General features: G+C 67.8%; 18 protein-coding genes. 15 read left to right on the forward strand and 3 right to left on the reverse strand.

All coding sequences use genetic code 11. The annotated features are described in order from the left end of the window. Positions 1–206 precede the first annotated feature (206 nt). The 15 genes from E1288_RS42040 to E1288_RS42110 all read left to right on the forward strand — a co-directional run bounded on the left by E1288_RS42040 (position 207) and on the right by E1288_RS42110 (position 19,264). Entirely contained in the window at positions 207–1,196 is a 990-nt protein-coding gene (locus tag E1288_RS42040) for a pirin family protein (RefSeq protein WP_132494304.1), read from the forward strand. Positions 1,197–1,217: 21 nt separating this feature from the next. Then, entirely contained in the window at positions 1,218–1,556 is a 339-nt protein-coding gene (locus E1288_RS42045; RefSeq protein ID WP_132494305.1) for a GNAT family N-acetyltransferase, read from the forward strand. A gap of 206 nt (positions 1,557–1,762) precedes the next feature. Continuing rightward, positions 1,763–4,060: a xanthine dehydrogenase family protein molybdopterin-binding subunit gene (locus E1288_RS42050; protein ID WP_132494307.1), complete on the forward strand. Its 2,298-nt coding sequence runs from the start codon at positions 1,763–1,765 to the stop codon at positions 4,058–4,060. A gap of 20 nt (positions 4,061–4,080) precedes the next feature. Continuing rightward, the gene (locus E1288_RS42055) at positions 4,081–4,992 is read left to right on the forward strand and encodes an FAD binding domain-containing protein (protein ID WP_207954865.1); all 912 of its coding nucleotides are present in this window, start codon (positions 4,081–4,083) and stop codon (positions 4,990–4,992) included. After that, complete coding sequence (locus E1288_RS42060) at positions 4,989–5,471, forward strand: (2Fe-2S)-binding protein (RefSeq protein WP_132494311.1); 483 nt, start codon at positions 4,989–4,991, stop codon at positions 5,469–5,471. The genes E1288_RS42055 and E1288_RS42060 overlap by 4 nt, the downstream gene beginning before the upstream one ends. Positions 5,472–5,527: 56 nt before the next feature. Further along, on the forward strand, positions 5,528–6,526 hold the full coding sequence (locus E1288_RS42065; RefSeq protein ID WP_132494313.1) for an amidohydrolase family protein: 999 nt from the start codon (positions 5,528–5,530) through the stop codon (positions 6,524–6,526). 739 nt (positions 6,527–7,265) lie between these two features. Then, positions 7,266–8,237 carry an alpha/beta hydrolase gene (locus tag E1288_RS42070; RefSeq protein WP_132494315.1) on the forward strand — a complete coding sequence of 324 codons (972 nt, stop codon included), beginning with the start codon at positions 7,266–7,268 and terminating at the stop codon, positions 8,235–8,237. A gap of 51 nt (positions 8,238–8,288) precedes the next feature. Beyond that, positions 8,289–8,978, forward strand: coding sequence for an alpha/beta fold hydrolase (locus tag E1288_RS42075; protein WP_235884191.1), 690 nt, complete (start codon positions 8,289–8,291; stop codon positions 8,976–8,978). A gap of 150 nt (positions 8,979–9,128) precedes the next feature. Further along, entirely contained in the window at positions 9,129–10,487 is a 1,359-nt protein-coding gene (locus E1288_RS42080) for a dihydrolipoyl dehydrogenase family protein (protein WP_132494319.1), read from the forward strand. Between the two features lie 46 nt (positions 10,488–10,533). Next, positions 10,534–11,676, forward strand: a complete 1,143-nt coding sequence (locus tag E1288_RS42085) for a low temperature requirement protein A (protein ID WP_132494321.1) — start codon at positions 10,534–10,536, stop codon at positions 11,674–11,676. Between the two features lie 348 nt (positions 11,677–12,024). Next, positions 12,025–13,905, forward strand: a complete 1,881-nt coding sequence (locus E1288_RS42090; protein ID WP_207954866.1) for an amidohydrolase — start codon at positions 12,025–12,027, stop codon at positions 13,903–13,905. Positions 13,906–14,028: 123 nt separating this feature from the next. Then, the gene (locus E1288_RS42095; protein WP_132494325.1) at positions 14,029–14,691 is read left to right on the forward strand and encodes a hydrolase; all 663 of its coding nucleotides are present in this window, start codon (positions 14,029–14,031) and stop codon (positions 14,689–14,691) included. 48 nt (positions 14,692–14,739) lie between these two features. Further along, positions 14,740–15,264: a DoxX family protein gene (locus E1288_RS42100; protein ID WP_132494327.1), complete on the forward strand. Its 525-nt coding sequence runs from the start codon at positions 14,740–14,742 to the stop codon at positions 15,262–15,264. Then, positions 15,245–16,000 (forward strand): YoaK family protein, encoded by a 756-nt coding sequence (locus E1288_RS42105; RefSeq protein ID WP_132494329.1) that lies wholly within the window; start codon positions 15,245–15,247, stop codon positions 15,998–16,000. Before E1288_RS42100 ends, E1288_RS42105 begins: the two co-directional genes overlap by 20 nt. A gap of 519 nt (positions 16,001–16,519) precedes the next feature. Further along, positions 16,520–19,264 (forward strand): helix-turn-helix transcriptional regulator, encoded by a 2,745-nt coding sequence (locus E1288_RS42110; protein WP_207954867.1) that lies wholly within the window; start codon positions 16,520–16,522, stop codon positions 19,262–19,264. Positions 19,265–19,389: 125 nt separating this feature from the next. Here the strand turns inward: E1288_RS42110 and E1288_RS42115 are convergent, their stop codons facing one another. The 3 genes from E1288_RS42115 to E1288_RS42125 all read right to left on the reverse strand — a co-directional run bounded on the left by E1288_RS42115 (position 19,390) and on the right by E1288_RS42125 (position 22,676). Then, positions 19,390–20,370: an AraC-like ligand-binding domain-containing protein gene (locus tag E1288_RS42115; RefSeq protein ID WP_132494333.1), complete on the reverse strand. Its 981-nt coding sequence runs from the start codon at positions 20,368–20,370 to the stop codon at positions 19,390–19,392. Positions 20,371–20,634: 264 nt separating this feature from the next. After that, complete coding sequence (locus E1288_RS42120) at positions 20,635–21,945, reverse strand: MFS transporter (protein WP_132494335.1); 1,311 nt, start codon at positions 21,943–21,945, stop codon at positions 20,635–20,637. Between the two features lie 35 nt (positions 21,946–21,980). Then, positions 21,981–22,676, reverse strand: coding sequence for a VOC family protein (locus E1288_RS42125; protein WP_132494337.1), 696 nt, complete (start codon positions 22,674–22,676; stop codon positions 21,981–21,983). Positions 22,677–22,747 lie beyond the last annotated feature (71 nt).

Here is a 22,747-nt window from a genome sequence, read left to right on the forward strand (position 1 = left end):
CTACGCTGAGCATCGGGTCGTACCTTCCCAGCCAGCGTTGCAGCGCTGGCCATGCTTGGAACCTTGCATCCGATCACTGGGAAGGTACGCCCCTTCCCAGCCGATCCACAGGTCTCAAGCATTCCTCCCACCGGCGTACAAGCGTCCTATGATCAGGACATGTTCGTTGAAAACGAAACCATTGTGCGGAAGGAAAGTGGTCCACAGTGAGCAGTGTCGACGCAGAGTCCGTGGCAGAGCGGTGCGGATCACTGGTGGACGGTCAGGGCTCGCCGGAGGTGTCACAGATCGAAGTGCTTTCCCCGCGTGACGTACCTCTGGGCGGCCCCCGAGCAATGACGGTGCGGCGCACGCTGCCGCAGCGCTCGCGGACCTTGATCGGAGCTTGGTGCTTCGCCGATCACTACGGCCCCGATGACGTCGCCGAGACGGGTGGCATGGATGTCGCGCCGCATCCGCACACCGGACTGCAGACGGTGAGCTGGCTATTCAGTGGGGAGCTCGAGCACCGGGACAGTCTGGGTAGTCACGCCTTCGTGAGACCAGGAGAGCTGAACCTCATGACGGGCGGATACGGCATCAGCCACTCAGAGGTGTCCACCTCGCGCACCACGATCCTGCACGGCGTCCAGTTGTGGGTGGCATTGCCTGAGGAACACCGACATGCCGAACGGGACTTCCAGCATTACGTACCCGAGCCTGTAGGCATGGGTAGAGCCGAGATCAGGGTCTTCCTGGGTTCCCTCGCCGGTCACGACTCCCCGGTGCGAACCTTCACGCCGCTGCTCGGTGCCGAAGTCATCCTTGAGCCGCGCGCAGCGGTCGCGCTCGCCGTGAACCCCGGATTCGAGCACGGCCTCCTGGTCGACCACGGGGACGTCCGTATGGTCGACACGCTTCTGCGCCCGGCGGAGTTGGGCTACGCCCAGGCCGGACCTGGCACGCTGACGTTGACCAACGAGTCGGACAAAACGGCTTGGATGGTGCTGCTTGGCGGGTCTCCGTTCGAAGAAGAAATCGTCATGTGGTGGAATTTCATTGGGCGTAACCATGAGGATATCGTCCGTGCTCGAGAGGACTGGGCGAATTCCTCTGATCGTTTCGGCGTCGTCGAGGGATACCCGGGGGATCGTCTTCCCGCTCCCGCTCTTCCAAACGCCATCATCGCGCCGCGCGGGAATCCGCCGCGCCGCTGACCTATCTCTGAAAGGAATCCGATGAGCCAGCCTTCTGCCACCCCCATTGTCGAGCGGATGGATGCCAAGCACCGCTACGAAATTCTGGTCGAGGGCACGCGCGCCGGCCTGACCGCGTACCGCGACCGCAGCGCACAGCGCGTCTTCTACCACACGGTGATCGACGACGCGTTTGCCGGAAAGGGCCTGGCCTCGCAGCTGGTCCAGCAGGCGCTCGCCGACGTGCGCGACTCCGGGAAGCGGATCGTGCCGGTCTGCCCCTACGTCGCGAAGTATCTGAAGAGGCATGACGAGTTCGGCGACATCACCGACGCCGTAACCCCTGACGTCCTGCGGTGGCTGCGAACGGAACTGGGTTGACGGCCCGTCGATGAAGCGTCGCCGGCCGTGACGGCGGGTGCCTCCAGTGCACAACTTCTGTCCCCGTAGCGCACAACGCCATCTATGACTCCCCCGCGCCCGATTGCAGCGGTTAGTGTCGGGAGTTGCTGAATGCGTCACCATGCCGTTCTGTGTGAATCGCTATGCAGGGCAAGTGTGGCTTCCGCACAGTCGACTCCCGTGAAATGAAGTACAGAGGTGCAGTCGTGGAGCAATGGACGAGGCGCGAGGACGAGAGGCTGCTAACCGGAAGAGGCCGGTACGTGGCCGACATCAAAGTGCCCGGATGTCTGGATGCAGCATTCGTGAGAAGCAAGTTCGCTCACGGAGTGCTGCGCGGCGTGGATTGCGTCGCAGCTCGCGATGTGCCCGGTGTCGTGGGGGCCTGGTCGGCCGCGGATCTGCCGGACCTGCCTCCGGTTCCGCACACCCTGCTGGCCAGGCTCTCGACGGAGGATGCTGTGGCGGGTCGGGAGTGGCCGGCGCTCGTGAAGGACCGGGTGCGGTACCCGGGCGAAGCGCTGGCGGTCGTCCTGGGAGAGGACCGGTACCGCGCCGAAGACGGGGTCGCCGAGGTCGCCGTCACGGTCGAACCACTACCTGCCGTCGTGACGCCGTCGGCGGCGTCCGAAGACTCTGTCACCCTGTTCGACGGTCTGAGCAACATCGCTCTGCGCGGGGAGGCCGGGCAACCCATCGATTCCTCTGTCTGGCGAGACGCGGCCGCCGTGGTGGAGGCTCGGTACCGCCAGCAACTGCTGATGCCCAGCCCCATGGAATGCCGGACGATCCTCGCCGTACCCGAGGGGGACCGGCTGACGGTGTGGTCGGGGCATCAGATGCCGCACCGATTGCGACGTGAGCTTGCCGCGCTCCTCGGCTGGTCCACCGACCGGATCCGAGTGGTGGTGCCGGACACCGGCGGTGCCTTTGGATCGAAGAGCGCGGCCTTCCCGGAGTTCGTGGTCGTCGCCTACCTGGCGGTGAAACTTGGGCGGCCCGTGCGGTGGATCGAGGACCGCCTGGAGTCGATGCTGGTTGCCACCCGAGGCAGGGGCCAGGACCAGACTGTCCACCTCGCGGCCGACGCCGAAGGGCGGCTCCTCGCATACGAGTTGAAGATCGACGCCGATGTCGGTGCTTATCCGCACCTCGGTGTCGGACTGCCGATGCAGACCGCATGGATGGCAACGGGCGCCTACACCACCCCGCACGTCCACGCGACCCTGAGTTCGGTGCTCACCAACACGATCGTGACCTACCCATACCGCGGCGCCGGGCGTCCCGAGGCGGCGATCGCGATCGAGCGGACGATGGACTTGCTGGCCCGCCGACTGGGGATCGACCCGGTCGAGATGCGGCGACGCAACTTCATCCAGCCCGAGGACTTCCCGTACGAGACGCCTACCGGCCGGCGCTACGACAGCGGGAACTACGAAGCCGCCCTGGACTGTGCGCTCAAGACAATCGGCTACGAGGAATGGCGCGCCGAGCAGGCCCGCCGCCGTAACGACCCGGACGCCCTGCCCCTGGGAATCGGAGTCTCCTGCTACGTGGAGCGCTCGGGCGGCGAAACCGGTGGCCTGCACGAGTTCGGAAGCCTTGAAGCCCGTGAAGACGGCACCGTCATCGCCCGATGCGGAGCGGCTCCCAGCGGGCAGGGGCACGAGACGGTCTTTCCAGCACTAGTTGCCAAGTCCCTCGGCATCCCGGAGGCGCAGGTGAGGCTCGCCGAGGGGGACACCGACGAACAGCCCGAAGGGCTGGGATCCTTCGCCAGCCGGTCGGCGCAGGTCGCCGGTGCCATGTTCCAGCACGCCGCGACCCTCCTGATCGAGGAGGCTCGCAAGCGGGCTGCGGAGCTGTGGGAGCTGCCGGTCGACGAGGTCAAGTGGGCGGACGGCGCCGTCCACGCCGCAAGCCACAGTTCGCTGGCCGCGAGTCTGGCCGAACTGGTGCATGCCACCGGCCCGTTGCGCGTCGACGACCGGTTCGAGGCCGGCATGGCGTTCCCCTTCGGGACGCACGTGGCGGTGGCCGAGGTTGATCCGGAACTGGGCTCCGTGCGGGTGCTGCAGCTGGTGGCCGTGGACGACTGCGGAGTGGTGCTCAACCCGACAGTGGTGCACGGGCAGGCCTTTGGGTCCGCCGTGCAGGGCATCGGCCAGGCGCTCTACGAAGGCATGACGTTCGGGGACGATGGCGTGCCGCACCTCTCGGGCGGCTTCCTGGACTACCTGATGCCGACGGCCGCGGAGATCCCGCCCATCGAGATCAAGGACACCTGCACGCCCAGCCCCAGCACGCCGCTCGGTGCCAAGGGGGCAGGGGAGTCGGGGTGCATCGGAACCCCGGCCGCCATCGTCAACGCCGTCGCCGATGCCTTGCAGATCGCCGACCCCAACCTGCTGCAAATGCCGCTCACCCCGGACACCGTCTGGAGGGCGGCGCGCGCCCCGAAATATGAGGAGGGGGTTCGATGAAACCCGCTGCTTTCGACTACGTGGTGCCCCGCACGGTCGGCGACGCTGTCGAAGCACTGGGCGACACCCGCCGAAAGGCGCAGGTGATCGCCGGAGGACAGAGCCTCATCCTGGAGATGCACCTGCAACGCATCCGGCCGGAACTCGTCGTTGACATCAACCGCATTCCGGAGCTCGACCGGATGATTGTCGAGGCCGATGAGTTGCGCGTTGGCGCGCTGATCCGCCACGCAGCCTTCGAATCGGCCGAGGCGGTGCCGGGCCCACTCGGCATGCTGCTGTCCCGGGCTGTAGTCAACATCGCCCATCCCCCCATCCGATCTCGCGGGACCATGGTCGGCAGCTTCGCCTGGGCCCACCCCGCCTCGGAATGGTGCGCCATAGGCGTCGCCCTGGACGCCACTGTGGAGCTGATCGGCCCCGACGGGGCACGAGAGATCCCGGCCCGCGACTACTTCCAGGGCCCGTACCGCACCTCTCGCCAACCGCAGGAGCTCATCACCGGTGTACGCATGCCTCTACTTGGCGGGAACACGGGCGTGGGCTTCATCGAGCACCGGCGTACCCATTTCTGCTTCGCCCAGGTCGCAGTCGCGGCGGCACTGACAGTGCGCGACGGGCTGATCAGCGAGGCAAGGATCGGGCTGGTCAACTCCGCCGACCGTCCCGTGCGGGCACGCGCCGCGGAGCGGTCGCTGACCGGCATCGAAATCGGACGGGTTCAGACGGGCGGCTACCGGCTCACCGACGATGACCCGTTCGCCCTAGCCGGCCGTATCGCCGCACACGAGGACGCGGCACCCCTGGCCGAACCGTATGCCGACGTCGAGTACAAGCAGCACGCCATTGCCGTCCTGGTCGCAAGAACGCTGCGGGAAGCAGCGGCGGACCAGCAGGCGCGCGACGCCGCGCAGAGGGGAGATCACCGGTGAAGATCTCATTCAGGGTGAACGGCGTGGAACAGATCCTCGACGTGGAGCCTCGACGCCTGCTCGCCGACGTGCTTCGGGACGAATGCGGCCTCACGGGAACGCATCTTGGCTGCGAGCACGGCATCTGCGGGGCCTGCACCGTGCTGATGGATGGCAAGGCCGTCCGGTCGTGCCTCGTCCTGGCAGTGCAGTGTGACGGCAGCTCCCTCCGAACGGTGGAGGGCCTCGCAGGACCTGATGGCGAACCCCATCCCCTCCAACGGGCGTTCTCGGCCGAACACGCGCTCCAGTGCGGGTTCTGCACACCAGGCTTCCTCATGGCGGCCGCCGGAGCGCTCGAAGCTGATCCCACGATCGGCGACGACCCCGAAGCCATCGAAGGCATCGTCGGCTCCAACGTCTGCCGGTGCACCGGCTACGAGCCCATCCGGCGCGCGATCACACGTGCCGCCAAAGAGCAGCGGTATCCCACCGCCTGACATGAGCGCGCCCGGCGCGAGTGAGCTGAGGGCTGGGGCCGGTCAAGGAGAACAACATGGCTGTAAACGGTGACATCCGCGCCGGGGTCATTGACGTGCACGCGCACTGGCTACCGCGCGAACTGCTCGCCCTTCCGCCTGGAAATCCGTTCGGCGGCATGAACGACCGCGATGGCGAACTTTTCCTCGGGCACATTCCCTTGTCGTTCCCGACTGCAGCGATGACCGACATCGACGTCATCGTCGCCGACACTCTCAAGGCCGGACTCGGCGCACGTGTCGTCTCAGCGCCGCCCTTCGCCTTCCCCGTTCACACGCCGTCCGAGGCGGACGACTACGTGGCCGCCTACAACGAACAGCTTGCCGACGCCGTGCCCCGCACGGACGGAACGCTCGTCGGACTCGGACTGGTGCGGCTGGACGACATGGCCGCAGCCCGGAGGGAGTTGACCCGGCTCGCCGGAGCGGAAGGCGTGGCGGGTGTCGCCGTCCCGCCCGTGGTCCAGGGCCGGTCCTACGACCGGGGCGTCATGCGGGAGGTGCTCGGCATCGCCGCCGAACTAGGCCTCTCCGTACTGGTCCACCCGATGCAACTGCCGCGACCCGAATGGGACCACCACTACCTCGTGAACCTCATCGGCAATCCGGTGGAGACCACGACCGCCGTGGCATCGGTCCTTCTGGGTGGCGTTCTGGAAGAACTGCCCGACCTGCGGATTTGCTTCGTCCACGGCGGGGGCTGCGCACCGTCCCTGATCGGGAGGTGGGGGCACGGGTGGCGCTCCCGCGACGACGTCCACCGGGGAAGCTCCCGTCTTCCTGCGGAGTCCTTCACCCGTCTCTATTTCGACACGATCACCCACGATCCGGAAGTGCTGAAACTGCTGAGGACCCACGCCTCGCCCGACCGGATCCTCTGCGGCAGCGACTACCCCTTCGACATGGCACAGCCGGACCCCGTCGGATTCGTGCTGGACAACGGAATCGACGCCGGGACGCTCGAAGCGAACGGCCGCAGGTTCCTGGGTGTGAACGCCGCAGACGGGCCACGATGAATCCCGCTGCCGCCCCGAGAGGCTCGGTGCTTCCACTCCACAGGAGACCGTTTCAGCCGGAGACCCACCGATGGTGGTGCCGAGGGAGGAACTCGATGCGAGCCGCATCCCCATGCGCGCCAACGTGCCCAGGTGCGTGCGCTGCCGAGCATGGGGCACCGAACCGACTCCAGCCGATGAACCCTCACCTCGGGCGCCTTCTTGTCCTCGCCCTCCAGTACCGGCGCCTCGGCCCGCAGGCGGTTCGGGGCTCCTGTGTGGATCTTCGCGTTACGGTCGACGAGTTCCGCGACATCGCCGATGGCTTGGGGAACCAGCTCGCCGACCGGAATTGCTGGCACCTGTGTACGACTTCCTCCGGAAAGAACGACTTCGATTTCTGCTGTGATCGACGTCAGCGAGGGAGAAGATTTCATAAATCGATGAGCGTCCGCTACTCGATCGCGGACTTACCGCGATTCCTTCGCTGCCACGCTAGGATCGGCCGATTTAGTCGAATGTCGTGGAGGCGCTCTGGATTCGTACACGCGGCACACGGAGTTCCTCGGCGTCCTCGATCACCTGGGCGTGATAGACCGGTTTGCGTGCACTGTGGGATCAGGATTGGTGCGCTCGCAGACAATTGTTGCACCCTCAAGGGGTTTAACCTGGCGGCCAGCAGGTCCGGAGTGCTCCGCATATCCTCCGGGCAGTTTCGCCGGAAGGGCCGGCGTGCCGAACGAAATTCCAGGAGATTCTGATGTCCGACACCGTCGAGCCGGTTCAGCCGGTACTGGAAGCTGCGGCAGCCGCCTTCGTGGAGGCGACTGCTAATCCGCCGTATCTGTTCGACCTTCCGCCAGCGGAGGGGCGCAAGGCCGTCGACGAGGTGCAGGCCGGCGAGATTGAGAAGCCAGCGATCGACGAGGAGTGGATCGCCGTCTCGGGTGGTCCGACGGGCAGCGTCCGGGCCCGTATCGTCAGGCCGGCCGGTGTTGAGGGGACCCTGCCGGTGATCCTCTACATCCACGGTGCGGGCTGGGTCTTCGGCAACGCCCACACCCACGACCGCCTGGTGCGTGAACTCGCCGTCGGCGCGGGCGCCGCCGTGGTCTTCCCGGAGTACGACCTGTCGCCCGAGGCCCGGTACCCGGTCGCCATTGAGCAGAACTACGCGGTCGCTCAGTGGGTCGTGGAGCAGGGGGCGGCCAAGGGGCTGGACGGCTCGCGGCTGGCCGTGGCAGGTGACTCGGTGGGCGGCAACATGACAGCCGCGCTGACCCTGATGGCCAAGGAGCGCGGTGGCATCCGGCTGGTCCAGCAGGTGCTGTTCTACCCGGTCACCGACGCGAACTTCGACACCGGTTCCTACCGTCAGTTCGCCACCGGCTACTTCCTGCGCCGCGACGGCATGCAGTGGTTCTGGGACCAGTACACCACCGACGAGGACGAACGCGCCGAGATCACCGCCTCCCCGCTGCGCGCCACCACCGAGCAGCTCACCGGACTGCCTCCCGCTCTCGTGATCATGGGCGAGGCCGATGTGCTGCGGGACGAGGGCGAGGCATATGCCAACAAGCTCCGTGAGGCAGGCGTCGCGGTCACCGCCGTGCGCTTCCAAGGAATCATCCACGACTTCGTCATGCTCAACGCCCTGCGCGAGACCCGCGCCGCGGAGGCCGCCATCACCATGGCCGTCAACACCCTGCGTACCGCGCTGCGCGCTAGCTGAGACTGAGGAGAAAGCCCAGACATGACCACATCCACCCCTACGGTAGTTCTCGTGCACGGCGCGTTCGCTGACGCGGCCAGCTGGTCCGGGGTCATCGCCGAACTGCAGAGCAACGGGATTCCCGTCGTGGCGCCGGCGAACCCGCTGCGTGGCCTTGCGTCCGACGCCGCGTATCTCGCGTCAGTGACTTCCCAGATCGACGGGCCCGTCGTGCTCGTGGGCCACTCGTACGGCGGAGCGCTGATCACCGTGGCCGGCGCAACGGAAAACGTTGTCGGGCTTGTCTACGTGGCGGCCTACATCCTCGAGGAGGGCGAGAGCCTCGGCGAACTGCAGGGCCGGTTCCCCGACGCACCGTTGGTCAGCAACCTGAAGCAGTGGGACTACCCCGTCTCAGACGGGGACCCTGCTGTCGAGGTCACCATCGCCCAAGAGGCCTTCCCGTCGATCTTCGCCGCCGATGTGCCCGCTGAAGTAACGAGTGTCCTGGCGGTGGCGCAGCGTCCGCTCGCCGCCTCGGCATTCACGGAGTCGGCTTCGTTGGCCGCGTGGGAGACCAAGCCGTCCTGGGCGCTCGTGGCCGGCGCGGACCAGGCCATCAACCCGGAGGTGCAGCGCTTCGCTGCGAAGCGGGCGGGTGCGACCGTCCTCGAGATCCGGGGTGCGTCGCACGCCGTCGCGCTCTCCCAGCCGAAGCAGGTCGCCGACCTCATCCGTGCCGCGGTACGCGCCACGAGCTAGCTGCCCGCTGCGATCCGCCGTGATGCCCGGGCGGGTTGGCGGTTCGCTGCTGGGCAAGGTCTCGTGCGCTGCCGGACGACTGCCGGCGTTGCGCGGACCTACGGTCGGCGTGCGGCGGCACCGAGAGCCGCGCTGACGAGAGGGACGGGCATGAGCGAGCAGACGGACGTGGTCGTGGTCGGCATGGGGCCGGGCGGGGAGTACGTCGCGGGCACGTTGGCCGAGGCCGGGCTGGATGTCGTCGCAGTGGAGGCCGAACTCGTCGGGGGAGAGTGCCCGTACTGGGGCTGTGTGCCCAGCAAGATGATGATCCGCGCGGGCAACCTGCTCGCCGAGGCCCGCCGTGTTCCCGGCCTCGCCGGGGACGCGTCCGTCAGTCCGGACTGGGACCAGGTCGCCGCACGCATCCGGGACGAGGCCACCGACGACTGGAACGACCAGGTGGCCGCTGACAGGCTGACCGGAAAGGGAGGGCGGCTGGTCCGCGGCTTCGGGCGGCTGACCGGGCCGCGCCAGGTGACCGTCGACGGCCGCATTTTCCAAGCCCGGCGGGGCGTGGTGCTGGCCACCGGCAGCCGACCGCGGATCCCTCCGGTCCCAGGACTGGCTGACACGCCGTACTGGACCAACCGAGACGCCGTGGCGGCGAAGGAATTGCCCGCCTCGTTGACCGTGTTGGGCGGAGGGGCCATCGGTGCGGAGATCGCCCAGGTCTTCGCCCGTTTCGGGTGCCGTGTCACGGTCGTCGAAGGCCAAGAACGGCTGCTGTCTGCGGAGGAGCCGGAGGCCGGGCGGCTTGCCGCGGAGGTCCTGCGGGCGGAGGGCGTCACCGTGCTGACGGCTGTTCGGGCCGAGCGGGTGAGCCACGACGGCGCAGCGTTCACCGTCCACCTCGGCAACGGGGAAGCGGTCGGCACGGAGCAGCTGCTTGTCGCCACGGGCCGGCGCGTCGAGCTGGCCGGGCTGGGCGTGGGCACGGTCGGGATCGACCCGGCGGCCGCAGCGGTGGACACCGACGGGAGGATGCGCGCCGGAGACGGTCTGTGGGCGATCGGCGACATCACCGGCCGGGGTGCTTTCACCCACGTGTCGATGTACCAGGCGCAGATCGCGGTCCGGGACATCCTCGGGACCCCCGGTCCGGACGCCGACTACCGGGCGCTGCCCCGCGTGGTCTTCACCGACCCGGAGATCGGTGCGGTGGGGCTGACCGAGCAGACGGCCCGCGAGCGGGGCCTGCGGGTGCGCACCAGCCTCGTCCCGCTGTCCTCCTCCACCCGTGGCTGGATCCACAAGGCGGGCAACGAGGGATTCGTCAAGCTGGTCCAGGACCTCGACCGCGGCGTGCTGGTCGGCGCCACGTCGGTGGGCTCGGCGGGCGGTGAGGTGCTGTACGGCCTGGGGGTCGCCATCCACGCGGAGGTGCCTGTCGAGCGGCTCCGGAACATGATCTACGCCTACCCCACCTTCCACCGCACCGTCGAAGCCGCGCTCGCGGCCCTCGGCTGACCGGCGCGCCGTGGCTCATCTGCACAGCGGAGCCAGGTGGCGGGTCATGCGAGCCCGTGATCCCGGCGAGAAGCACCGGGTCTCGACGTCGCTGGAACTGCTCTTCGACCTGTGCTTCGTGGTCGCCATAGGCCAGGCATCCCTGGGGCTCCGCGACGCGGTGACCAGCGGGCACTACGCGGCGGGTGTTCTGCACTTCGCGATCGTGTTCTTCAGCGTGTGGTGGGCGTGGATGAACTTCACCTGGTTCGCCTCCGCCTACGACCCGGACGACATCCCGTACCGGTTGACGGTGCTCGTCCAGATCACCGGGTCGCTCATCCTCGCGGCCGGCGTGCAGCGGGCGTTCGACGGAAACGATCTGAGCGTCATCACGCTGGGATACGTCGTGATGCGCATCGCGCTGGCCGGACTGTGGCTGCGCGCCGCGAGAGCCGACCCCGTTCGGCGCAGGACCACGCTGCGCTTCGCCCTCGGGGTGATGGCCTGCCAGGCTGGCTGGGCGGGACTGCTGTTCTTCCCGGACGACATGCGCCTGCCAGGCATTGCGGCGCTGGTGGTAGCGGAGGTTTCCGTCCCGGTGTGGGCCCAGTCAGCCGGGATGACCCCCTGGCATCCGCATCACATCGCCGAGCGCTACGGACTGTTCACGCTGATCGTGCTCGGCGAGTCCGTGGCCTCCGCCACAGCTGCGGTCCGCACCGCCTTCGACGAGGACCGCGGCACCGCAGCGCTGTGCGCGGTGGCGGCCGGCGGCGTGCTCATGGTCTTCGCCATGTGGTGGCTGTACTTCGCCCGGCCCGCCCATACCCTCCTCGCCACCACGCACCGGGTCCCCGGGAGACGGTTTTTGTGGGCCTACGGCCACTACCTGATCTTCGCCTCAGCGGCGGCTGTCGGGGCAGGCCTGGCGGTGAACGCCGACCAGGTCACCCACCGCACGGACGTCTCGCCGGAAGCGGCGGGTGCCATGGTCGCCGTCCCAGCGGCCGTCTTCCTGGTCACCGTGTGGGCGCTGCATCTGCGGCCCCACCACAGAAGCATCGTCGAGTCGGCGCCCTTCCTCCTCACCGCCGTCCTCATCCTCCTGACCATCTTCACCCCGGTCGCGGCCCTGTCCACGGGAGTCCTGCTGGCGGTTCTGGCCGTCGCCACAACGACCGGGGGCTGCCGGAGCCAGGACGGCTGACGGCTGGTGAACGCCTGCCACGAATTCCGGGAAGGCGTAGAAATCACCCGGCTCCTGAGGTCGCCGTAGGGCCGGCCGATGGGCATCTTTTCCGGCCCGTGCAACCGCGCATCTGTCCCCGCAGTGCAATGTGCGGAATGCGGTGCTCAATGCACTTCCGGACAGAAACCAGTGCGCTGCCGGGCAACACAGGAACGTCAGGGAGTCCTAACGTGCTGCTCGAGCGACCGAGTTGGGCTGGTCTACCGATACTGCCCACTCGGCCGCTACGACCATCCGCACATGACGGAATCCGCATCTCACAACGGAATCCGACATCGCCATTTGGAGTCTGCCGAGGTGCCTACAATGCCGGTCGGCGGGTTGATTGCCCGTGCCGTCGACGATGCTGCGGACGTGATCGTCCGTAATGCGAAGATCTACACCGGAGACAGCAGTCGCCCGCACGCTGGTGCTCTCGCGATCCGCGACGGCCGCGTCACGGTTGTGGGGGACGACGCGGAGGTCGCTCCGTTCATGGGTCCTGCCACCACCGTCGTCGACGCCCTCGGCCGACGCGTGGTCCCCGGCCTCAACGACGCCCACCTGCACGTGATCCGCGGCGGCCTCAACTACGTGCTTGAACTACGCTGGGACGGCGTGACGTCGCTTCGCCAAGGCCTGGCGATGCTGCGTGAGCAGGCGGCCCGGACCCCCAAGGGCCAGTGGGTGCGCGTGGTGGGCGGCTGGTCGGCCGAGCAGTTCGCCGAACGACGGCTGCCCACCCCTGCGGAACTGAACGCAGCCGCACCGGACACGCCGGTGTTCGTCCTGCACCTGTACCAGTCGGCGATCATGAACCGGGCAGCGCTCCAGGCCGTCGGCTACACCAAGGACACCCCCGATCCCAAGGGCGGCCAAATCGTACGGGGCAGGAACGGCGAGCCCAACGGAATGCTGCTGGCCGCCCCCAGCGCGCTGATCCTCTACTCCACTCTCGCCAAGGCTCCGCTGCTGGAGGGCGAGGACAAGAAGACCTCCACCCGGCACTTCCTGCGCGAGCTGAACCGGTTCGGGCTGACCTCCGCGATCGACGCTGCCGGAGGCTTCCAGAACTTCCCCGACAACTACGGCACGGTGACCGAGCTGGCCAGGGACGGCCAGCTGTCGCTGCGCATCGCCTACCACCTGTTCCCGCAGACGCCCGGCCAGGAACTCGACGACCTCCGCCGCTGGATCGAGATGGTCCGCCCTGAGGACGGGGACGAGTGGCTGCGGTTGAACGGCGCGGGCGAGAACCTGACCTGGGCCGCTGCCGATTTCGAGAATTTCGCTGAGCCCCGCCCCGAATTGAGCGGTGACTACGAGACCGAGTTCGAGAAGGCGGTACGGCTCCTGATGGAGCACGGCTGGGGCTTCCGCCTGCACGCGACCTACGACGAGACCATCAGGCGCGACCTGGCGGTGTTCGAGAAGCTTGCCGCGGAGGGGCTCTTCCCGGCCGGGAACAGGTGGCTTTTCGACCACGCCGAAACCGTGTCCCGGGACAGCCTCGACCGCATCGCGGCGCTCGGCGGGGCGATGTCCGTGCAGAACCGGATGTCGTTCCAGGGCGAGGTGTTCACCCGACGGTACGGTCCCGGCGCCGCGGCGGAAGCCCCGCCGGTGCGGGCCATGCTGGAGCGCGGGCTGACCGTGGGCGCCGGCACCGACGCCACCCGGGTGTCCTCCTACAACCCCTGGGTCGCCCTGCACTGGCTGATCTCCGGCCGGACGCTCGGCGGCCTGGCCATCCGGCCGCCGCAGAACCGGGTCGACCGGGAGACCGCGCTCGCGATGTACACCCGGGCTGGTGCCGCGTTGACCGGCGAGGAGGACGTCAAGGGCATCCTGCGGCCCGGCTTCTTCGGCGACTTGGCGGTCCTGTCCGACGACTACTTCACCGTGCCGGAGCAGGACATCCCGCACATTGAGTCGCTGCTGACCGTCGTCGGCGGCCGGATCGTCCATGCCGCCGCCGAATACGAGGGCCTCGACGAGGAATTGCCACCCATCAGCCCTACATGGAGCCCGGTGGCGCACTTCGGCGGTTACCAGACCTCCCCCCGCACGGGCCTGCCGGGCGTCCGCCAGGCGGAGCTGCTCGGCGAGGCCGTCGCAGAGTCCGAACAGCACCGCCAGTGGCGCGCTCGACGCGGTCTCGCCCCGGAAACCGCGAGCACGCCCTTCGACCCCTGCTTCGTGCTCTGAACTTCCGGCAGAGGCCAGGTCAGAGCCCCCCGGCTCACCCCACAAACCCACCTCCGTCCACCGGACGGTTCTCGTCACGACGTGGGCAGCAATCCGCGTCACCGCACATGGAAAGGCACTCTCATGGTCGACATCAACAAGGTCACCGCGGCGCCCAGCCCCGACCTGCTGACCCCCGACAACTGCGCGGTGCTGTTCGTGGACCACCAGCCGCAGATGTTCTTCGGTACCGGCAGCGGCGACCGTACCGCGATCATCAACGCGGCTGTTGGCTTAGCCAAGGCCGCCAAGGTCTTCGACGTTCCCGTCGTTCTGAGCACCGTGGCCGCCGAGTCCTTCTCCGGACCGATCATGCCGCAGCTTCCGGCGGTCTTCCCTGACAACAAAATCATCGACCGCACCACGATGAACGCCTGGGAGGACTCCGCCTTCGTCGAGGCGGTCAAGGCAACCGGGCGCAAGAAGCTCGTCATCGCCGGTCTGTGGACCGAGGTCTGCGTGGTCCTGCCCACGCTCTCCGCTATCGCCCAGGACTACGAGGTCTACGTGGTCACCGACGCGTCGGGTGGAGTCAGCCCGCAGGCCCACGAACACGCCGTCCAGCGCATGGTCCAGGGCGGCGCGATCCCGGTGACCTGGGTGCAGGTGCTTCTGGAGCTCCAGCGTGACTGGGCCCGCACCGAGACGTACGGCGCCGTGACGGACGTGGTGAAGGAGCACGGCGGCGCCTACGGCCTCGGCATCTTCTACGCGCAGGCCGTCATCGGCGCCCACGCCGCCGGCTGACCCCGCTCTAGACACAGGACTGAGACCCAGGAACAGGAAAGACACACGATGGACCACGGACTGTTGATCCTCCGGTTGGTGGTGGGTCTCCTTGTCGCCGGCCACGGAGTTCAGAAGGTGAGCTTTCGCCTCGGAGGCCATGGTCTTGCAGGTGGAACCGAGGAGTTCCGCCGCGACGGGTTTCGCGGTGGCTCCCTCACTGCGCTTGCGGCCGGCGCTGGCCAGATCGGTTCGGGCCTGTTCCTGGCACTTGGAGCGCTCACACCGATGGCGGCCATGGTCGCCATCGGTGTGATGACCGTCGCGATCACCGTCAAGTGGCCGCGCGGGCTGTGGGTGCAGAACGACGGGTACGAGTACCCCCTGGTGCTGGTCGTCGTCACCGCGACGCTGGCCCTCACAGGCCCCGGCCGCTGGTCCGCCGACCACGCGGTCGGCCTGACCTCCTGGCCGGTGTGGCTGTCGGTCGCGGCGATCGTGCTCGGCCTGGCGAGCGGCCTGCTCACCCGCGTAATCCTGCACCGCCCGCTTGCAGATGAGAGGACGACGGCCGATGCGCGCACTGCTGATTGATGTGGCCCGGACCGTGGTGCCGCCGCGTGGGGACCGGCACGGCCCGCTGCCGCCGCTGATGTTGACACTGACGGTGGTCACTGGCGTGATCGACGCGGTTACCTACCTCGGACTCGGACATGTCTTCGTCGCCAACATGACCGGCAATGTGGTCTTTCTCGGCTTCGCCCTGGCCGGAGCCACGGAGCTGTCCGTCCTGGCGTCCGTCGTGTCATTGGCGGCGTTCCTGGCCGGTGCGCTCGCCGGAGGCCGGCTCGGCGTCCGGCTGGCGGCCCATCGCGGGCGGCTGCTGGCCGTATCCACCGGGATCCATGCGGTCCTGATGGCCGGGGCCACCGTCACCGCGGTCATCACCGATGGCGGGGTCAACACGGATGGCGGGGTCAACACCGCAGTCCGGTACGCACTGATAGTGCTGCTGGGCCTGGGCATGGGCATGCAGAACGCCGTTGCCCGGCGCCTCGGCGTGCCCGACCTGACAACTACCGTGCTCACCCTCACCCTGACCGGACTCGCAGCCGACTCCACCCGGCCCGGGGGCGCGGCACCACGGCCCGGCCGACGGGTCCTCTCCGTGCTGGCGATGTTCCTCGGAGCCCTCGTCGGTGCCTTACTCGTCCTGCACGGGCAGCTGGCGGCGGCACTTGGACTGGCGCTGCTGCTGCTCCTGGTCACCGCGGTGACCACCCACCGCCTCTCTGCCCCCGACGCTCACTGGGCCCCGCCGACGAGCTGACCAGCGTCGGTCCAATCTGTGGAGTGCCGGAGCGAGTCCGGGTGCATGACCTGGCGCCCAGGCCCGCTATCCCGTATCTGGCCGTCCGTGACCTCGGGCAATTCCGCCGACTCGACATCGATGGCATCTCCCGCCCCCACATCGTCCGCGCCGCGCGACCTCACCCACGCTTGACAGCAGGCGCCACCCGATCACACCAGCCGGGACGATCGCGGCCCTCTGCGTCCGACCGCGCAGGGTCGCGATGGCCGCAGCCTTGGGCACCGCGGGCTTCTTCTCAGACCGGAACGATCCGCCGTGTCGAGCACAACGGCCAATGGTGCTCTTCCCGGTCGGCAAAGGGCTGCATGGACTGTTGAGGAAGTTCACACAGGTCCATGAACCTGGTCAGGGCCTTTGTATCGTTCTCACCGGGGAGTCTACGGAGCCACGTCGCAGCCACGCCTGGTGTGCTCAGCAAAGGTGCCCCTTGAGGTCGGCGAAAGGGAATGCGGGATGCGGAGGCAGGGGCCCGCTGAGGTGCAGAGCGGCGACACCGCGATGATCGGCCGGGCAGCGGAAGTCGCGCTGCTGAGTTCTGCAATACGCGGGGTCCGAGAGACCGGAGCAGCCTTGCTGCTGCGCGGCGATCCCGGTGTGGGCAAGACCGCCCTGCTCGACTGGGCGGAGGAGTACGCCCGGCAGGCAGACTTTCGCGTGCTCCGCGCTGTCGGTGTGGAACCGGAGTCCGAACTCGCATTCGCGGCATTGCACCAGGTGCTGTATCCGCTGCTGGACCAGGTGGAAAGCCTTCCCCCCGTCCAGCAGGCGGCACTCAACCGGGCTTTCGGAGCGGATGACGGTGCTGCACCGGATCGTTTCGCCATCTCCGCGGCAGCTCTGGCCTTGGTGCGCCAGGCGGCCGAGACCCAGCCTGTCCTGCTCGTTGTCGACGACGCGCAGTGGATCGACGCCTCCAGCGCGCAGGTCCTGGGTTTCATCCAGCGCCGTGTCTGCACGCTGCCCGTGGTCTTGCTCACCGCGGCCCGCGTGGGTTGGCGCAATGCGCTGGACCTGGCCGGGGTCCGGACCGTGGAGGTCGCCCCGCTGACACACCCCGAGTCCGCTGCCCTGCTGGCGCGGGTGCACCCGGACCTGGGGCCAGCGACCGTGCAGCGCGTCCTTACCGAAGCGGCCGGAAATCCCCTGGCTCTCGTGGAGATGCCCGCGCGGCTCAACCAGCGGCAGCAGCGCGGCATCGACCCGCTCCCTTCCTCCCTGCCGCTCGGTGAACGGTTGGAGGAGATCTTCGCGGGCCGGATCAGGTCGCTGCCGGAAGCAGCTCGCCACGGCCTCCTACTGGCCGCCCTTGCGGGCAGCGGCGCGGGTGGCCTGCGCACTGTGCGGGCGGCTGCGCACGGCTGGGAGGGCTGGGATGAGCAGGCCCTTCAGGCCGCCGAGGCTAGCGGGCTGATCACCATTGACCCGGAGCGCGAGGAGATCGTTTTCCGGCATCCACTCGTGCGCTCCTCGGTGGTGCGCATGACACCACCCGGCGTGCGCCGTGCCGGGCACCGGGCCTTGGCCGAGGTGCTGGTCACGGACCCGAGGCGGCAGGCCTGGCACCTCGCCGACGCCGCCGACGGGCTGGATGAGTCAGCCGCGCAGGCGCTGGAACACGCCGCGGCGAGTGCTTTGAACTGTGGAGGCGCGGCGGAGGCGGCAGCCGCGCTCTCGCGTGCGGCCGACCTCAGTCCGGATCCGCGAAGCCGGGCCCGCCGCCTGGTCGAGGGCGCCATCGTGGCCGTTCATGGCGGCCGAATGGACGTCGCTGAACGGCTGCTGCAGACCTGTGAGGGTGAAGCGCTGCCGGTCGACCCCATGAGGCGGGCCACCGCCGCTGCTTTCCTCATGTTTCATCGCGATGGCGACCTCGAGGGCGTCCACAGAACGGTCGCATCCGTGCTTGACGGGATTCCGGAGAGCGAGCAACCCGATCCGATCGTGGACGACGCGTTGTTCGTCCTGATGAGGGCCTGCCTGAGCTTGGGCCGGGCCGATCTGTGGGAACCGATCAGCCGCGCGTTGGACAAGGGGTCACCCTATGTCCGCCTCTGCTACGACGCCACGGCCGATCCGGCACGTACCGCTCACACTGTCGCGGAACGGCTGCGTGCAACTATTGCCGACCTGCCGTCCGACCTGCCGCCCTGGCAGGCGAGATGGCTGATCCTGGCCGCGGTCCACATCGACGCCTTCAGCGACTTCGCAGACGTCTGGCGAGGGCTGACGAGCCGCAGCGCCTACGCCATCCAGCAGATGGCGGCGGCGTCGTCCTTCTATGACGCGTATCTGCACGGTCGTTGGGACGAAGTCGAGGCCATAGCTGAGGAAGGCATCGAGCGGGCCCGCATTAACGGCGACCGGTTTCAAGTGCACGTGATGCACTACGCCGCCGCTCTGGTCTCGGCCGGCCGCGGGAACGACGGACGGCTCGCCGTGCTCAACACCGAGATTGCCGACTGGGCGCGACCGCGGCGGCTGAACCTCCTGCTGGGCCTGGTCGCCGAGACCAACGCCCGGGCGGCGGTCACGCGCGGCGCTTACGAGGAGGCCTACGCCCACCTAAGCGCGCTTACCCCACCGGGCGTGCTGCCGCCTTTCTTCCCCTACTTTCACCGCATCTTCCTGGATCTGGTTGAGGCGTGTGTGCGCACCGGACGTATCACCGAGGCGCGGGCCCACATGACGGTCGGCCAGCAGGCCCGCATGGACGCCATCTCCCCGCACCACGCGCTCATCCTCGCGGGCTCGGCCGCATTGGCCGCCGAGGACGAGTCCGCCGACCAGTTGTTCCAATATGCTCTGGAGTTGCCCCATGCCGAACAGTGGCCCTTCGAGCAGGCACGGATCCAGCTCGCCTATGGCCAGTGGCTGCGCCGACGCCACGACCGCAGCCAGGCACGTATCCACCTGCGCCGAGCACTGACGACCTTCCGCTGCCTTAAGACCGAGCCCTGGGCCAAGCGGGCAGCGGAGGAGCTGCGCGTCACTGGCGTCGCACCGGGCGCGGACCTCGCCGAAGGCATGTCTGCGCTCACCGCACACGAGCTCCGCATCGCGGAACTGGCGGCGCAAGGGATGACCAACAAGGAAATCGGCCGACAACTGCACCTGTCCCCGCGCACTGTGGGGGCTCACCTGTACAAGATCTTCCCCAAGCTGGGCATAGCCTCTCGCGGCGCTCTGCGGGACGCACTTGCAGGCGAGGTGGAGTCGCGTTAGGTCGGTGCGAACTCTGTCGTACTTCTCCAACGGACGTCGCCACATTGCCGCAAATCCACCTGTGGCCGCAGCTTGAATGTCGTTTCAACGACGGCACCAGGCCACAGCATCGGGGCGTAGGTCGATCAACTGCTCGTCGACTGAGCCTCCTGCGGTGCGGCAGCGTTGCGCCACTCACGCGGTGACATGCCGTAAGCCGCACGGAAGACCCGGCTGAAGTGGGCCGGGTTCACGAAGCCCCAGCGCTGGGCGACGGCCGACACCGTCGGGCTCACGTGGCGACGCCGCGCGAGCTCGCGGCTGCACTCCTCCAACCGGCGTTGCTGTATCCAGCGGCTGATGGTGGTGCCCTCACCTTCGAAGATCTTGTGCAAGTAGCGAACTGAGATGCGGTGGTGAGCTGCGATTGCTTCGGGGGACAGGTCAGGATCGGCCAGGTGCAGGTTGACGTACTCGCGCACTCGTTGGGCCATTGCCTGCCTGGCGTTGCGCTCCCCGGCGCTCTCGCTCTCTCCGGTCCGCTCGCTGATCAGCATCGTCAGAAGATCGGTGACGGTTCCCGCCAGTTGCTCGCCCACATGGGGCGGGCACGTAGCCGCTGTCTTGGCCAGCATGGACAGAAACGGCGCCAGCATGGCCGCAACGCCCGAATCTGTGGGTAGCGTTGTGGCCGTGACCGCGCAGATGTCCGAGTGCGGAAGTGCTACAGCCTGTCGCGGCACGTGAAAGATGTGCATGCGGAAGTGGTCGTATTGGTCGAGCGTGTATGGGCGGGTCGCCTTGTAGACGACCAGATCGCCCGGGTTGAGGAGAGCTGTCCGACTGTCCTGGATCAGCGCTGAACGGCCCTGGGTCTGCAGGCCGACGGACACGAACTGACCGTCGAGCTGGGGCGTGTGTTGGGACGTCCGACTCATCCGCTGCGCATCTGCCTCGATGGTCGCGACCTTGAGGTACCCCAGGCTGTCGGCGGTGATCCGCCCGGCGAAGGGGGCATTGTTTCGGGGCGTGACCGCTTGTGGGCCGAGCGTGCGCGTGATGGCTTGATTCCAAAAGCCCAGTTTGTCACCATCCGGTACGGACGTTGTGGTCAGGGCAATCCGCATGTGAACGACTTCCGTAGGAGTGGGGGAGAGTGCGCTCGGGAAGAGAACCCCTTGCTTAGGCGGTGGCCAGGATCCTCAACTCACTCCGTCAGTTCGACAACGTGAATCTTTCCTGACGTGTAAGTCCGCACTGGTAAGCATGGTTATCTCGGCCAGGCCGTGAGTAGGTCATATGACTGCCGATGCCCCTCGCGACTGTCCTCAAATGTGCACGCTTCGGTTCCTTGACCTGCCTCCGAAACCTCGGCACCGTCCTCGACGGCTTTATCGCCGGCCGAGCCGGGCCGTTGTGATCCGGTGGGTCTCCGGCCCGGCCAGAGCCGCGATTGAGGCCAGCACTGCGATTCCGACGCAGATCCACACCGACGGCCGCCAGCTGCTCGTTCCAACGCTGATCGCCTGGGCCAGCGTCGGCGCGAATCCGGACCCGAGCAGGCCGAGCATCAGCCCGACGGCCATCCCGGTGTAGCGAACCCGCGCCGGGAACTGCTCCGGGTAGTACGCGGCACCGACCCCGATGGGCATGATGTAGAAGACGCTCATCCCCGTGAGTCCTGCGATGAACACGAGCGTGATGTTTCCGGCGTCGATCGCGCTGAACAGGACAAACAGGGACAGGCTGGAGCCGAGTGCGCCGAGTACGAACACCGGCTTGCGACCGATGTGGTCCGACAGCCGGCCGACAACCGGGGCCATCGCCGCCGCTCCCAGGTTGCCCAGCGCCACCACGGTCAGCATCACCGGCCGGGAGAGGCCTGCGGCCCCAGTCGCGTAGGCCAGCGCGAAGACGTTGAAGATCGTTCCAACGACGTTGACCCCGCTGCACAGCGCCACTCGGAGGGTGGTCGTCCAGTGCTCGCGCAGCAGCGTCGCGATCGGCAGCGAGGCGTGCTCGTCGCGGTGCTGCATCTCGGTGAACACTTCCGGTTCCTCGAGTTTGCGCCGGAGCAAATAGGCGACAAGCGTCAAGATCCCGCTGAGCAGGAACGGCAGCCGCCAGCCCCAGGTCAGCATGTGCTCCTCTGGTAATGCTGCGATCGGCAAGAACACGAGGCTGCCCAGCGCCATCCCCAGTTGCATCCCGCTCATGGAGAAGCTGGCGTAGAACGCCCGCCGGTTGTCGGGGGCGTGTTCCACGGTCAACGAGCTCGATCCCGGTGACTCTCCGCCCGCGGACAGGCCCTGCAGGAGTCGAAGCAGGACAAGCAGGATCGGAGCCGCGACGCCGATGGTGTTGTAGGAGGGGAGCAATCCGATCGCGAACGTGGCGACACCCATCAACCCGATGGTGAGAACCAGGGCCAGTCGGCGTCCCAGCTTGTCTCCCAGGTGGCCCCACAGCACGGCACCGAACGGCCGGGCGACGTAGGCGACGCCGAATGAGGCGATCGACAGCAGGAGGCCGGTCGCCCCGGTGCCCGGGAAGAAGATCTTGTTGAAGACCAGGGCAGCGGCCGACCCGAAGATGAGGAAGTCGTAGTACTCCAGCGCGCTGCCGAAGAATCCGGAGATGGCTGCGCGGCGCACTTTCCGGGTCGTCTGCACTGCGGGGGCTTGGGGAACGGCGGTGGGCATCTGTCTGCTCCTGTGGTGCGGGGCGGTGTCGGGGTTCATAGCGTGATCGGGTTCAGCCGGATGGTTCGGGGACCATCGGTGGAGTCGAAGGTGACCGCGTAGAGTCCGTCCGGGCCGCCGTTGTAAACGATCTCGATCCCCAGTTCCGCTGGTTTGACGACGTCGCCGAGCCAGGCCCGCAGGTCGGGCTCGGTGCCGCCGATCTCGATGGAGATGACCCCGGTGCCCCGCACGTCACCGGTGCCTGGCTGGACCGGGAGCAGGCTGGAGTGGTTCGTCAGGTCGGGTACGTAGTAGATGTTGGGTTTACCCAGCCGCCAGGAGTTCCAGAAGTCCGGCGCGTGCACCGACGGGGCGCTGCCCTGCGCGGGCACCATCCGGACCTTTCCGCCGGCGATGTTCTCGGCCGGCGCGATTCCCCGATGCCGGGCGAACTCTGCTATCTCGTCGAGGTTGTCGCTGCGCAGGCACAGCCCGGCGAAGCAGTCCCCGTTCGCGCTCTGGCGCTCCAGCTCCAGCGCCATCGGTGCCCGCTCGGCGATCATCCGGTGATCGACGATGCTCTCGACCTCGATGTAGACGTAATCGCCCAGCGACAGCAGCTTTTGCCCTAGGCCGAGGCCGGGGAAGTAACCACCGTCGGCACTGCCGAGCCCAGTCGCCCGGCTCAGGTCGATGGTGGTCCGGTAGAGGTTGTCCGACCAGACGGCGATGTGGTCGAGGCTGATCAATGCACGTTCCTATCTGTCCCGTCCGGAATGACCCGGGGAGGGGACGGGACAGATAGGAACGTGCATTGATC

It is taken from the genome of Saccharopolyspora elongata, assembly GCF_004348985.1.
GTDB classification, from domain to species: domain Bacteria; phylum Actinomycetota; class Actinomycetes; order Mycobacteriales; family Pseudonocardiaceae; genus Saccharopolyspora; species Saccharopolyspora elongata.